The 14,029-nt window shown below is 73.0% G+C and carries 9 protein-coding genes; 1 reads left to right on the top strand and 8 read right to left on the bottom strand.

Annotated features, from left to right (window positions below; genetic code table 11):
- From RB628_RS34830 to RB628_RS34860, 7 genes are all read right to left on the bottom strand, one after another.
- On the bottom strand, positions 1-421 hold a 421-nt coding region (locus tag RB628_RS34830), incomplete at its 3' end, for an NfeD family protein (protein ID WP_318324633.1).
- 854 nt (positions 422-1,275) lie between these two features.
- The gene (locus RB628_RS34835; protein ID WP_318324644.1) at positions 1,276-1,797 is read right to left on the bottom strand and encodes a DUF4396 domain-containing protein; all 522 of its coding nucleotides are present in this window, start codon (positions 1,795-1,797) and stop codon (positions 1,276-1,278) included.
- A 742-nt stretch (positions 1,798-2,539) separates the two neighbouring features.
- The gene (locus RB628_RS34840; RefSeq protein WP_318324634.1) at positions 2,540-3,346 is read right to left on the bottom strand and encodes a hypothetical protein; all 807 of its coding nucleotides are present in this window, start codon (positions 3,344-3,346) and stop codon (positions 2,540-2,542) included.
- A complete protein-coding gene (locus tag RB628_RS34845; RefSeq protein ID WP_318324635.1) occupies positions 3,343-5,007 on the bottom strand; it encodes a serine/threonine-protein kinase in 1,665 nt (554 codons plus the stop codon). Before RB628_RS34845 ends, RB628_RS34840 begins: the two co-directional genes overlap by 4 nt.
- Before the next feature lie 121 nt (positions 5,008-5,128).
- Positions 5,129-6,208 carry an ABC transporter ATP-binding protein gene (locus RB628_RS34850; RefSeq protein WP_318324636.1) on the bottom strand — a complete coding sequence of 360 codons (1,080 nt, stop codon included), beginning with the start codon at positions 6,206-6,208 and terminating at the stop codon, positions 5,129-5,131.
- A complete protein-coding gene (locus tag RB628_RS34855; protein ID WP_412180771.1) occupies positions 6,205-7,851 on the bottom strand; it encodes an ABC transporter permease in 1,647 nt (548 codons plus the stop codon). Before RB628_RS34855 ends, RB628_RS34850 begins: the two co-directional genes overlap by 4 nt.
- 6 nt (positions 7,852-7,857) lie before the next feature.
- Positions 7,858-8,904, bottom strand: coding sequence for an iron ABC transporter substrate-binding protein (locus tag RB628_RS34860; RefSeq protein ID WP_318324638.1), 1,047 nt, complete (start codon positions 8,902-8,904; stop codon positions 7,858-7,860).
- 245 nt (positions 8,905-9,149) lie between these two features.
- Between RB628_RS34860 and RB628_RS34865 the strand changes: the two genes are divergently transcribed.
- Positions 9,150-11,717: an AMP-binding protein gene (locus tag RB628_RS34865; RefSeq protein ID WP_318324639.1), complete on the top strand. Its 2,568-nt coding sequence runs from the start codon at positions 9,150-9,152 to the stop codon at positions 11,715-11,717.
- Positions 11,718-11,897: 180 nt separating this feature from the next.
- Here the strand turns inward: RB628_RS34865 and RB628_RS34870 are convergent.
- Positions 11,898-14,029, bottom strand: a 2,132-nt coding sequence (locus RB628_RS34870; RefSeq protein WP_318324640.1) for an ABC transporter permease, incomplete at its 5' end; no start/stop codon positions are given.

Genomic DNA, 14,029 nt, shown 5'->3' on the forward strand with positions numbered 1-14,029 from the left:
GGTAGACGATCGCGGTGGCGCCGCTGATCTCCATGACGTCGACGGTCTTTCCAGGTGGAATCACCAGCGTCTCGTCGTAGGCGCGGGCCGTCCACTCCTCACCGTCGATACGGACCCTGCCGCCCAGGCCCGTCACCTCCGATACGACATAGGCAGCCCTGCCGACCAGTGCGTCCACGCCGAATCGCTCCACTTGGGGCCGGAGCACGTGGCGCAGCGCAACGGGACGCACGAAGAGCACAGCGACTCCGGCAACGATGGTGAACACCAGGAACTGCAGGGGCAGCGGCAGCCCGACCGCCGCGGACCCCGCTGTGACCAGAGCGGCCGCACTCAGCAATCCGAGCGCGGCAGTAAGGGTGAAGACCTCCGCCACAGCCAGCACGGCTGCGACGATCAACCAGATCAGCCATGGATCCATTGCGTGCCTCTTCTGACCGGTTCGGGTACGAAGGGCCTGACTCCCACCATTGGACCCCGCTACGGGGCAGCCGCGATACCCCTGTGAAAAGAAAACCTGCCGAACGATCTGCGGTGCACTTGTGCAATATGCACCGCGAGCGAGCCAGTTCCTACCTTTACGGCAATTTTACCTCCAGGGAGGAGATCCGCGAATTCCTCGGCGCGGGCCGGTCGGGTGCGAAGATCGGCCACCCGCAGGTACTGATCCGGCTTTTCGCAGCCGCATATTCCGCTCCAGCCGTTCTCGCGCTCCCCGGACGGCAGTTCCTCGCCGAAGTCGAAGCGATGGGCTTCCGAGCAGTCCGCGGACCGGCGCGCCTCCTCGGTGTCGCCACCGCCTCACCCGTTCGGGTGCCGCCTGACGCAGACAGGGATGCCGGGAGCGCCGGACGACTGATCCGGGCACGGTCGCGGGCGGGACTTCCGGGTCAGCGGTCGAGTGCCGGTCCCGCCGTGTCCAGCGCCGCGCCCACCCGGCCGGCCTGGCTAACGGCGACCAGACGCGTCTGCAGGGGCGGTGGGACGCTGCCGGGCTCGGGCAGCAGCATGAACCGGCCGGGACAGCGGCCGTCGACCGGAGCACGCGGTTCGATCTCCCCGGTGGGCGAGCCGTCCTTCTCCAGGTCCCAGTGGGCCGTTCCGACGGGACCGAGCCGTCCTGTTCCAGGCGCGAGGACCGTTCGAACAGCGCTCCGAACCCGAAGCGGCAGCCGCGCCGCCCCAGGGTCTCGACGAGCTGCGGCTCACCTGGACCGATCACCCGAGGGCTGAGCGCGCCTCGGATCCGGAGGAGGTGCTCCCGACAGGGCTGGGTCAGTGATAGGCGTGGACGACGGCGTGGCCCTTCCCGCGGCCGATCATCCACTTGTTGAGCGGCGTGGTGATCAGGAAGGCGACGGCGAAGCCGCCCAGGAGGGCCGACCAGAACAGCCCGTCGGACAGGTGCGCGTCCATCGCACCGGGGGTGAGCGCGATAATGCCGTTGTCGACGAGCTCCATCACGGCGATGGACACGGTGTCGGCGGCCAGTGCGACCTTGACGGCGGCCTTGAAGCTCAAGCCCGACCGACGGACCGCGAACAGCGTGAACGAGTAGCCGAACACGAAGGCGAGCGCGATCGCCAGGGCCATGGTCTCGACGTTGCCCCACAGCAGGGCGGTGCCGATGACCATGCCGAGGATCTCGCCGATGGCGCAGCCGGTCAGGCAGTGCAGCGTCGCCTTCGCCGCCGTGGACCAGGATGCGCCCGGTGCGTGCGGGCCGTAATGTCCGGAACGATGCGCGTGGGTGGCGTGGTCGTGCGCGGTGCCGGTGTGATGCGTGCCGTGATCCATGACCGTCATCCCCATTCCCGTTCAGTGTTCCCGTTACCGGGCCTCACACCACGGAACTATATACCCCCCTAGGGTATTTCCCGGGGTGGTCGGCAGACGAGAAGAACGCCCTGGGCCCGACGGCACGGCACACGGCGATCACGGCACCGGCAGCACCCGGGACATCGGACAGACCGTCGACCGGCGCGGGCGACGCATACACGGAGCCGATACCGGTCGCCGTACACGTACCCGTCCGCAGCGAGGTGCCCGGAACCGCCGTCGGCGTGCGAGCAGACGCCGCTCTCCTGCCCCGTTGCAGGACTGGGGGCCATGGCGTGCTCGGGTGCCGGGCAGCGGACGGCGGGGTGCCGGCTGACGGTGCGGCTGACGGTGCGGCGATGCGGCGGGTGCCGACGGACGGTGCGGCGATGCGGCGGGTGCCGACGGACGGTGCGGCGGTGCGGCGGTGCGGCGGGTGCCGACGGACGGTGCGGCGGTGCGGCGGGTGCCGACGGACGGTGCGGCGGTGCGGCGGTGCGGCGGTGCGGCGGGTGCCGACGGACGGTGCGGCGGACGGCGGACGGCGGACGGCGTCACGTTCGCCGCGTGGACGAGGACGCCGGACAGCTCGGCGTAGCGTGCGGACCTGATGGGCGGCGCCCAAGTGCCCTCCGTGAACTGCGGCATGACCGCGCGGGCGACGTGATCGAAGCCGGCCGGCAGGCGCGGGGACACCACCGGGACGGCTGTTGCTGGCCGGTCAGGGACAGTCGTACGTGAGGTGGCTGATGACGGTGCGGTCGACGGGGGAGAGGATGCGTAGTTCGGCCCGGGCCGCGTAGTGGCCCTTGCCCTCAAAGGTCCACAGCAGGTGCAGGCGTGCCTGTCTCTGGCCCCGGACCACCACTTCCCGCAGGACACCCGAGGTGGTGCCGTCGCTTCGGGTCCAGCGGTACGAGAGCGTGCCCGGGCGGCCGTTCGTGGCGACGAGGCCGACGATGTCCGCGGTGCCGTCGCACCCCAGAACCGTCGGCCGGGCCGTGACCTCCACCGTTCGCACCGCGACGGACGGCCCGAGGCGCTGCCAGGCGAGGAACGCGATGACAGAGATCAGCACCAGCCCCGGCAGGGCGTGTCTGCGCAGACGCCGGCGCGAGGGCGCGGGAGGCGGCGGCAGGGAGGGCAGCGTCCTGTGCGTGCGTTGCGCGACGGCGGCGGTCACCCCGGGGCCGAAACGCAGCACTGTGCCTTCGACGCGATCAGGCCGCGTCGTCAGCGTCGCGGGCGTCGTCAGCGTCGCGGGCGTCGTCGGCGTCGGCGTCGGCGTCGGCGTCGGCGTCGGCAGGGCCTGCGTGGAGGGCGGTTCCACGAGGGTGTCGTGCGGCCCGACGAGGGTGTCGTCCGGCTCGGGCCGCTGGATCCAGTGACTGCCCAGCACGGTGGCGCTGTACTCGGCATCGGCGGAGCCGGACTCGTCGCTCGGGGCGGACTCCGCGGCGGGGCCGAGCCTCCGGGTGGGCTCGCAGTCCTCGGCGGAAGCGGGAACGCGGTCGTTCTGAGCGGTCATCGAATATCACACTGCCTGGTCAGAAGCTGCTGCGAGCCGCCGCCACCGGCGGAGGCCGGAGTGGTCGTGGCCGCCACCGCCCAGTAGCAGCCCCTGTTCTGGAAGGTGTGGTCGACGGTGAGGGTGTACTGGGTCGCACCGCTGCGCTCGAAGGTCTGGGACGCACCGTCCGGGGTGCCCAGCACTCCCCCGATGGCGCTCGTGAACCACGAGACGGTGACGGAGAGCGGCCCAGTGCCGTCCGTGGTGATGTCGACGGTTGCCGTGGCGGTCGTGGGACCCGTCTGCCGGAAGTCCGTCACCGCGACGTCCTTGACTGCGGGAGCGGCCGGCGCGGTGGGGGAAGCCGTCGTCGGCGTTGCCTCGGTGGTCGCCCCGCTGGGCGGCGTCGTCTCCTGGGCCGGAGCCGTGGTGGTGGACGCCGAGGTCTCGCCGGTACCGGCGGTCGCCGGACCCGCGGCCGACAGGCCGGGTGAGGGTGAGGTGGACGTCGGGGACGGGGAGGAGCCGGGCGACTCGGACGGGGAGGAGCCGGGCGACGCCGGCGGAGCGGTGGGCTCTCCCGGCTCCACGGCGGGTTGGGCACCGGTGGTGGCCAGGGCCTGCGCCGCCTCTTGCGGAGCCGCTCCCGGGGCGTGCTGGATGCCGTAGGACAGGAGGACGCCCAGGAGCACGGCCGCGCCGGACACGAGCATCCCCGGCCGGCCGGGCAGCCACGACCTCGCCCAGCCGTGACCCGGTTGCGGGCTCAGGACCGTGCGTGCGGTGTCCGTGGTGGTCCGCGGGGCGCTGCGGGCCGAGGGCAGCAGCAGCGGCAGGAGTGCCGCCAGCGCGGCGAGCCGGCCGCGGCCGCGTTCCTCCCAGTCGGGCCCGTAGGCGGCGCCGGCGGCCGCCTCCAGTTCCGTGACGAACGCCTCGGCGTGTGTGGGCCGTTGTGCCGGGTCCTTGGCGAGACCGCGCCGCACCAGCTCCCGCACCGCCTCGGGGGCCTCGTCGGCGGGGATGGGCGCATCGACGTGCCGCAGGGCGAGTTCGGCGAAGTTGTCACCCGAGTACGGCCTGTGGCCCGTCAGGCACTCGAAGAACGTGGCCGTGGCCGCGTACACGTCGGCGGCGGGAGAGGCGGGTGAGCCGGTCCACTGCTCCGGGGCCATGTAGGAGGGGGTCCCCGCCGCGCCGGCGCTGGTGCCGACGTCCACCGCGATCCCGAAGTCGACGAGCCTGGACGATCCGTCCGGCACGACCAGGACGTTCTCCGGCTTGTAGTCGCGATGGACGACGCCGATGCGGTGCGCGTCGGCCAGACCGAGCAACGAGCCCTTGAGGACCACCAGTGCGGCCTCGGGGTCGAGCGGGCCTTCCCTGGTCAGCAGGGTCCGCAACGAGACGCCGTCCACCAGCTCCATCACGATGGCGGCGCCGTCCGGGCTCTCCACGTACTCGTACAACCCGGCGACGTACGGGCTCTCCAGTCCGCCGAGCAGCCGCGCCTCCGCCCTGAAGTCGTGCACGAAGCCCGGCCTGGTGCGCAGTGACTCGCTGAGGTACTTGACCGCGACGGGGACGCCGGTCTCCTCGTGCACGGCCAGGACGACCCGCCCGCTCGCCCCGGCCCCGAGTTCCAGTGACTCGTTGTAGCCGGGCACTGCCCATGTGTTCATTCCCATCCCCCCAAGGCGGCCGTGCGGGCGGACTCCACCCCTCCGGAGCATCGGACCACGCGTTACAAGACACATTTTCGGCCACTGCGGTTGCGGTGCGGCAACACTCCCTCGTTGCCCGCTACGGGTGGAGGCCCGCCTCGCCCGTGACACGGATGCCCGTCTCCTCCCCCGGGCGGACCGGCAGGGCCCCCGTGACCCGGATGTCGACCGGGATGTCGTGGCCCTCGACGGCCACGGTGACCATCGCGTCGTGGCCGAAGTAGCAGACGTCGGTCACCGTGCCCCTCACGGCGCCCTCGGAGTCCGCGTCGGTGAGACGGAGCTGTTCCGGGCGGAGCAGGACCGTGCCGGCCCGGAGCCCGTGGGGCGGGGCGGCGAGGGGCACGGCGCCCAGGGCGGTCAGGGCCGTGCCGTCGCCGCCGACGGTGCCGGGGAGCAGGACGGCGTCGCCGACGAAGCCGGCGGTCCAGGGGTCGGCGGGGTGCCGGTAGACGTCCTGCGGGGTGGCGCACTGGGTGACCCGGCCGTCCCGTACGACGGCGACGAGGTCGGCGGTGGACAGGGCTTCCTGCTGGTCGTGGGTGACGAGGACGGCCGTGGCGCCGGTCGCCCGCAGCGCGGAGCGTACGTCCGCCCGCACTCCCGCCCGCAGCGCGCTGTCGAGGGCGTTGAACGGCTCGTCGAGCAGCACGAGTTGGGGCCTCGGGGCGAGCGCGCGGGCCAGCGCGACGCGCTGTTGCTGGCCGCCGGACAGCTCGTGCGGCATGCGGTCTCCGTAACCGGCCAGGCCGACCATCTCCAGCATCTCCCCGGTACGGCGCCGCCGTTCGGTCCGGTCGACGCCGGCCAGTCCGAAGGCGACGTTGCGGGCCACGCTCAGATGCGGGAAGAGGGCGCCCTCCTGGGGCACGATGCCGATCCGGCGCCGCTCCGGCGGGAGGTGGACACCGGGCCCGCTCAGTAGCCGGTCGCCGAGCCTGACGGTGCCCTCGTCGGCGCGCAGGAACCCGGCGACGACCCGCAGCATGGTGGTCTTGCCGCAGCCGGAGGGTCCGAGCACCGCCGCCAACGCGCCTGCGGGGACGGTGAGTTCGAGGCCGCGCAGGATCGGCTCCCCGGCTCCGTAGGACTTGGTCAGCCCTTCGACGCACAGCGCGTTCGTGTCGTGCGTGTCGTGCGTGTCGTTCATGTGGTTCATGTCCGGTGCCTGCCTAGGAGGTACGAGGGGACGGCGGCCAGCACGATCAGCGCGGCGGCGTAGGGGGCGGCGGCGGCGAAGGATCCGGCGCCGGTCTCCGTCCACAGGCGGGTGGCGAGGGTGTCCATGCCGGTGGGGCGCAGCAGAAGGGTCGCGGGGAGTTCCTTCATGCAGACCACGAAGGTGAGCGCGGCCCCGGCGGCCACGCCGGGCGCGGCCAGCGGCACGGTGATCTCGCGCAGTACCTGCCACGGCCGACGCCCGAGCGACCGGGCCACGTCCTCCAGGAGGGGTGGTGCCTGGAGCACGGCCGCACGGGTGGCGGCCACCGCGACGGGCAGGAACAGCACGGCGTACGCGCCGACCAGGAGCGGGAGTTGCTGGTAGAGCGGGTACGCGTAGCGCACGGCGAAGAACACCAGGGCGAGCGCGACCGTGATGCCGGGCAGCGCGTGCCCCGCGTAGGCGGCCTGCTCCAGCAGACGGGCTCCGCGCCCCCGGTGCCGGGCGGCGATCACCCCGACCGGCAGGGCGAGGACCGTGGTGAGGGCCGCGCCCGCCGCCGCGACCCCGAGCGTGGCCCAGGCCGTCTCCGCCAGCCCGCCCAGGTCCCAGGTGGCCGAGCTGCCGACGGCCAGCCAGTACCCGAGGGTGCCCAGCGGGAAGGCCACGGCGACGGCCGTCACCGCCCCGCACCACAGCAGGGCGAGCGGCCGCCACCGGCCGAGGGCGACCGGAACGGCCGGGCGGGCGGTGCCCGTTCCGATCCTGGCGTGCCCGGCCCGGCCGCGCGTACGGGCCTCGGCGGCGACCAGGGCGATCGTCATCAGCACCAGCACCACGCTGAGCGCGGCGGCCGGGGTGCGGTCGAAGGAGGCACGGTACGAGGTGTGGATGGCCCGGGTGAAGGTGTCGTACCGCATCAGGGAGACCGCGCCGAAGTCGGAGAGCACGTACAGCGCGACGAGCAGGGCCCCGCCCGTGGCGGCCGGTCGCAGCTGCGGCAGCGTGACCTTGAGGAACGTCCGCAGTGGGCCGTGTCCGAGGGAGCGCGCGGCCTCCTCCTGGGCCGGGTCGATGCCCCTGAGCGCTGCCGCGACCGGCAGATGGACGTACGGGAAGCTGACCAGTGTCAGCGCCAGCGCGGCTCCGCCGAACCCGGCGAGGTCCGGCTCGGCGGACAGCCACGCGAACGCGGCGACATAGCTGGGCACGGCCAGCGGCAGCGTGGCCAGCACCGACCAGACGCGGGCCCCGGGCAGTGCCGTGCGCACGGTCAGCCAGGCCAGCGAGACACCCAGCACCAGGCAGGCGGCCACGACGGCGGCGGTCAGGCCGAGGCTGCGGCCGAGGAGGCCCAGGGTGCGCTCGTCGGCGACGACGTCCCACGCGAACGCCGGGCCGCGCTCCAGGGCGCGGACGGCGAGGTAGCCGAGGGGCAGCAGGGCGAAGAGGGCGGCCACGCAGGCGGGGACGAGCAGGACCAGGGGCGGCCTCCGGCCGGCCGTGTGCGCCCTCCGTGGGGTACGAGTCCTTCCGGACGTGCGGGGTGAGCGGTCCGGGCGGCCCGGATCCGCCCCGCGTTCGCGGCCGGCCGGGGCGGGGGCTCCGGACGTCCGCGGGGTGGGCGGCGATGTATGCACGGCGGGTCAGACCAGTCCGACGTCGTGGAGCATGGCCAGGGTCTCCTGGAGGGAGTCCAGCCGGCCGAGGTCGATGTCGGGGGACTCCAGCGACTCGAACGGCGGCAGGCCCTCCACGGTGCTGGTGACGCCCGCGGCCAGCGGGTACTCCTTCGTCCGGTCCGCGAAGTAGGTCTGCGCCTCGTCCGACAGCAGGTAGTCCACGGCCTTCTGCGCGGTCCCGCTCTGCCCGCTGTCCTTGAGGATGCCGGCGCCGGCGACGTTGATCAGCGCGCCGGGGTCCTCGCCGGGCAGGAAGTGCAGCTTGGAGTTGACCTTGTCCTCGCCGTTCTCGGCGACCCGCTCGTACCAGTAGTAGTGGTTGACCAGGCCGAGGGAGACCTCGCCGGACTCGACCGCGTCCAGGGTGGCGAGGTTGTGGGCGTACGTCTTCGCGCTGTTCGCCTTCAGGTCCCTGAGCCACTCGCGGGTGGCGTCGTCGCCCTTCAGGACGCGCATACCGGTGACGAACGCCTGGAAGGAGGCGTTGGTCGGCGCGAAGCCGACCTTGCCCTTCCACTCCGGCTCGACGACGTCGAAGACACTGTCCGGGACCTCGTCCTCGCCGACCTCGTCCGGGTTGTACGCGATGACTCGGACACGGCCCGAGAGGCCGACCCAGTCGCCCCCGGAGCCGCTGTATGCCCCGTCGACCTTGTCGAGGGTGGCCGGAGGCAGCTTCTGCAGCATGCCCTCCTTGGACAGGGCACCCAGTGCGCCGGCGTCCTGGGAGAAGAACAGCCCGGCCTTGGTGCGGTCGCCCTCCTCCAGGATCTGGGCGGCGAGCTCCGCGCTGTCGCCGTACCGCACCTCGACCTCGGCGCCGACGGCCTTCTCCAACTTGTCCAGAAGTGGCTTGACCAGCTTCTCGTTGCGGCCGGAGTAGATGACGAGCGCGGAGGCGTCACCCTCGCTCCCGCCGTCCTTCTGTCCGGAGCCGCACGCCGCGAGGGCGGGGAGCAGCAGACCGGCCGTGACCAGCGCGGTGATCCGGCGAACCGAGGGGCGTCGCATGGTGTTCGTGCCTTCCTGAGGGGCTCGCCCGCCCGCCGCCGTCATGCCGGTGGAGGGCGAGGGCGAGCGGACCTGTGCCCTTGCTATGGCTTGTTTACGGCCAAGCTATGAATAAGGTAAACCTTGCCTAATCGTCAAGGGTTCTGTGTTACATGCGGACATTGCCGCAGAAAGGGGGCCACCCCGTGCTCCACCCCTCCGGACCCCTCTCAGCGCCCGCGGTGCCGCTTTCGGAGACCACCGGCGTGCCGTTCGCGCGCGGACTCGCGGCGTACGGCGACCGCGCCGCGCTCGTCACCCCGGAGGGCGAGCTGTCCTACCGCGAGCTGGCCGAGCGGGTGTCCGCCACCGCCGAGCGCCTCGGGCCCGGACGGCGGCTGGTGCTGCTGGCCGGGGCCAACAGGGCCGACGCGCTCGTCACGCACCTGGCCGCCCTGTCCGCCGGTCACCCCGTCCTGCTCGTCCCCGGCGACAGCGACAGCACGATCCGCTCGCTGACCCGGGCGTACAGCCCCGACATCGTGGCCCGCCCGGATGCCGACGGGACGTGGGTCCTCGACGAAAGGCACCGCGAGAGCGCCCACACCCTCCACCCGGACCTCGCCATGCTGCTGAGCACCTCCGGCTCGACCGGTTCGCCCAAGCTGGTGCGGCTCTCGCACGAGAACCTCCAGGCCAACGCCGAGTCCATCGCCACGTATCTCGGCATCGGCGACACCGACCGGGCGGCCACCACACTGCCCATGCACTACTGCTACGGCCTGTCCGTCATCCACAGCCACCTGCTGCGCGGCGCCGGGCTCGTCCTCACCGAGCGGTCGGTGTCCGAGGCGGCCTTCTGGGAGGAGTTCCGCGCCGCCCGCGGCACCTCGCTGGCAGGAGTGCCGTACACCTTCGACCTGCTCGACCGGGCCGGCTTCGAGCGGATGGAACTGCCGCACCTGCGCCGCGTCACCCAGGCCGGGGGGCGGCTGGCACCGGACCGCGTGGCCCGGTACGCCGGGCTGGGGCGCCGCTCGGGCTGGCAGCTGTTCGTCATGTACGGACAGACCGAGGCCACGGCCCGCATGGCCTACCTCCCGCCGCACCTGGCCGCCGAGCGTCCCGAGGCCGTCGGCGTGCCGATACCCGGCGGCTCCTTCCGGCTGCGGCCGGTCGACGGCCACGGCCCGGACACCGGTGAGCTGGTCTACTCGGGGCCGAACGTGATGCTCGGTTACGCCGAGAGCCCGGCCGACCTCGCCCTCGGCCGGACCGTGCAGGAACTGCACACCGGGGACCTCGCCCGGCGCGCCTCCGACGGGCTGTACGAGATCGTGGGCCGCCTCAGCCGTTTCGCGAAGATCCTCGGGCTGCGTGTCGACCCACAGCGCGTCGAGACCCTGCTGGCGGAACACGGCGTCACCGCGTACTGCGCGGGCGACGGGGAGGCGCTGGCGGTGGCCGCGCTCGGGGGCGCCGGTGAGGAGACACGGATTCGGCGGCTGGTCGCGGAGGAGTGCGGACTCCCGCCCCGCTCCGTACGGGTCGTGGCCCTCACCCGGCTGCCCCTCCTGGCCTCCGGCAAGCCCGACCACGAGGCCGTACGACGTCTGACGCGCCCCGCGGAGGAGCAGGCGCCCGGCCCCGGTGAGGATCTCCGCCTCCTGTACACGGAGATCCTCGGGCACACCGAGGTCACCGAGGACAGCAGCTTCGTCGGCCTGGGCGGCGACTCACTGTGCTACGTCGAGATGTCCCTGCGCCTGGAGGTGGCCCTGGGCCACCTCCCCACCGACTGGCACACGAGGACGATCCGCGAACTGCGCACCCTGGCGGCGCCGGTCGCGGAGGGGCCGGAAGGACAAGGCGGACCGGAGCCACGGCGGGCCCGGCCGGCCCCCGGGCTCCTCGGAGCGCTGCGGACCTGGACGACCCCGCAGTTCTGGAGGACCCGCCGCACGCTGGAGACCAGCATCGCGCTGCGCGCCGTGGGCATCGTCCTCATCGTCGGCTCACACATCCAGGTCTTCACCGTCAAGGGCTTCGCCCACATCCTCATCGGCGTCGCGGGCTACAACTTCGCCCGCTTCCAGCTGACCGACGCCGGACGCCGCGAGCGCGTACGGCGCCTGTGGCGCAGCATCGCCCGCATCGCGGTACCGAGCATGGTGTGGATCACCGGCGCGGTGTTCCTGACCGACTTCTACGACCCGGCCAACGCCCTGCTGCTCAACAGCCTGCTCGACCAGGGGAACGACCGCTTCGACTGGGCCTACTGGTTCGTGGAGGCCCTGGTCTACTTCCTGGTCGTCCTCGCCTTCCTCATGGCCGTACCGCTGCTGGACCGGCTGGAGCGGCGGTACGTGTTCGGGGTGCCGCTGGCTCTCATGGCCGTCGGCCTGGTCGGCCGCTACGACCTGCTGGGCCTGGCGTCCGCCCGCCCCCAGCTGAGCCCCACCGTGGTCTTCTGGCTGTTCACCCTGGGGTGGGCCGCCGCACGGGCCGGCACCCCACGGCAACGGGCGCTGCTGACGGCCGTGCTGCTGCTCGCCATGCCCGGCCTGTTCCAGGACCAGCCCCTGCGTACGACCCTCGTGATCGCCGGGCTGGCGCTGCTGATCTGGGTACCGACCCTGCCCAGTCTCGGCCCGCTCAGCGCGGTCGCGGGCGTCCTGGCGAGCGGTTCCCTCTACATCTACCTGACGCACTACCAGGTCTACCCCCACCTCCAGGAGGACTTCCCGCTCACCGCCCTGTTCGCCTCTCTGGTGATCGGCGTCGGCTACGCGGCGGTCGTGACCCGGGTGGTGCGGACGGTGCGGTGGCGGTGACCGGCGCCCTCCGCGCCGAGGTGTGCCGAGACCGGCGGCCGGAAGTGCGAGTTCGCCGCCGGCCCGCGGTGTCACGGCGCTCACCGGCGGCGTTCGCGCAGGAGAGCCCGCAGCCCACTGCTCCCCGGACACGAGCCACCGCGGTGGGCGCGTACCTATGCCCGCGGGTCGCGAACCGGGTCACTGGGCGCGGACGGCGTCGGCGGGTGGTGTGCGCAGCGCCTGGCGGGTGGGGAGTTCGACGGTGAGGAAAGCAGTGACGGTGACGGTGAGCGCGAGGGCGGGCAGCAGCCAGGCGGGGCCCGCGGGCCAGGGGCGGCCGAGGAAGCCCTGGCCCAGGAGGGCGAGGGGCACGGCGGACAGCAGCAGGGCCGTGGTGAGCGCGGTGGCCGCGGTCATCGCCGCCTCGCGGCGCATCATCGCGCGGATCTGGCGGGGTGTGGTGCCGATGAGGCGGAGAGCTCCCAGTTCGACCCGGCGCTGGGCGGTGGCGGCGACGAGCTTGTTGGCGATGCTCAGCAGGAGGTGGACGAGCAGGACCACGATGACGGCCAGGTTGATCCACACCTCGGGCGGGGCGTTGTTCAGGCCGCCGCCGGACGTGGGTTCCGTGTCCGTGAGTGCCAGACCCGGATGGGACGCTGCGAGGGCCGCCAGCGCCTGCCGGGCGGTCGCCGTGCCGTCCGTGCGGATCAGGATGCTCTGGTCGAGCCCCGTCGTGGTGTGGCCGGCCGCCAGGTCGCGGGACAGGGCCACCGTGCCGAATCCGAGGCTCCGGGCGTACACGGCGACCACCTCGGCGTCGACCCTCGCGCCGTCGCCGAGGACGAGACTCACCCGTCGGCCCACCGGCGCGGAGCGCGAGCGGGCGACGTCGCTGCTGACGGCGATGGTGGCGCCGGTCAGACGGTCCAGGCTCCCGTCCCGTACGTCGAGGTCGAGGACGTCCGGCGCGTCCGGGGTGAGGATCATCGCGGAACCGGACTCGGTCACCGTGTCGCCGAACATCTTGTACGGCCACACCACGGTGGTCGTGCTCACCGGGGCCGCCGCCCGTACGCCGGTCGTGTCCCGTACGTCGGCGAGCGTGCCGTCGGGCAGTCCGCCCAGGCCCGGCGCGCCGAGGCGCTGCTGGGCGAGGGTGCCGGTGCGGGTGTCTTCCGCTGTGGCGGCCAGCACGGTGGTCTGGGTGAGGGTGTACGTCAGGACGAACACGACCGCCATGGCCAGGGTGCTGACGATCCCCGCGTTGCGCAGGGCGTAGGCGCGGATGTTCGCCATGGCCAGCCAGGTCGGTGCGGAGACGTCGGGGCGGGTGCGCCGGGCCGCCGCGTTCCCGATGGCCCGGACGAGGGCCGGGCCGGCCAGGGCCAGACCGATCGCCCCGAGGATGCCCGCGATGGATGTGGCCGCCGCGCCGAGAACCGTGGGGGAGAAGAGCGGTACGACCGACATGGTGGTCGCGGCGACGATGACGAGGAGGCCGATGCGCGTCCGGGTGCGCGACGGATCGCGCGGTTCGCTGCGCGACTCGGCGACCGCCTCGGTGGCAGGCATCCGCGAGGTGCGCCACGCCGAGCCGCGGGCCGAGACCTGCACGGTCAGGGCCATGAGGAGTGTCGTCGCGAGGGCGGGCAACGGGCTGACGGTCAGGGGCAGTTCGGGCGGAACGAGACCCTGGTCCGCCAGCAGCCCCCGGAACCGGCCCGCCAGCAGATGGCCGAGCGCCACACCGGGTACGAGGGCCACGGCCGCGACGACGGTGGACTGGGCGGCGGCAAGTCGCCGGATCTGCTTCGGAGTCGCGCCGACGGCCCGCATCAGCGCCAGGTCCCGGCGCTGCCCGGCGATCGACACGGCCAGCGCGCTCGCCATCACGAACCCGGTGATCAGCAGGACGATCCCGGCGAGCGAACCGGCGAGCAGGATCAGCAGAGAGCGGGACGCGCCCGCTCCGGGCGACACCAGGTCCCCCCGGTCCGCGCCGGTGACCGTCACGAGCCCGGTGCCCTTCAGCTTCGTACGGACTCCGGCGGCGACCTGTTCCTCGGCGCCGGGCGCGGTGCGGAGGCCGATCAGGTCGACGGTTCCGGCGCGCGGGCCGCCGTCTCCGGCGTCCCGTCCGGACAGTCGTACGGCCGTCGTGTCGGCGAAGAAGACACCGGCGCCCGGCGCGTCGACGACCGCCGAGACGCGGTAGGCGGAGGGCCGGGAGCCCGCGACCACCTGGACCCGGTCGCCCACCTTCACTCCCGCGGCGGCGGCGGTGGCACTGTCCACGGCGATCTCGCCGGAACCGGCCGGCCCGTCGC

It is taken from the genome of Streptomyces sp. ADMS, from assembly GCF_033441795.1.
In the GTDB taxonomy this organism is placed as follows: Bacteria; Actinomycetota; Actinomycetes; order Streptomycetales; family Streptomycetaceae; genus Streptomyces.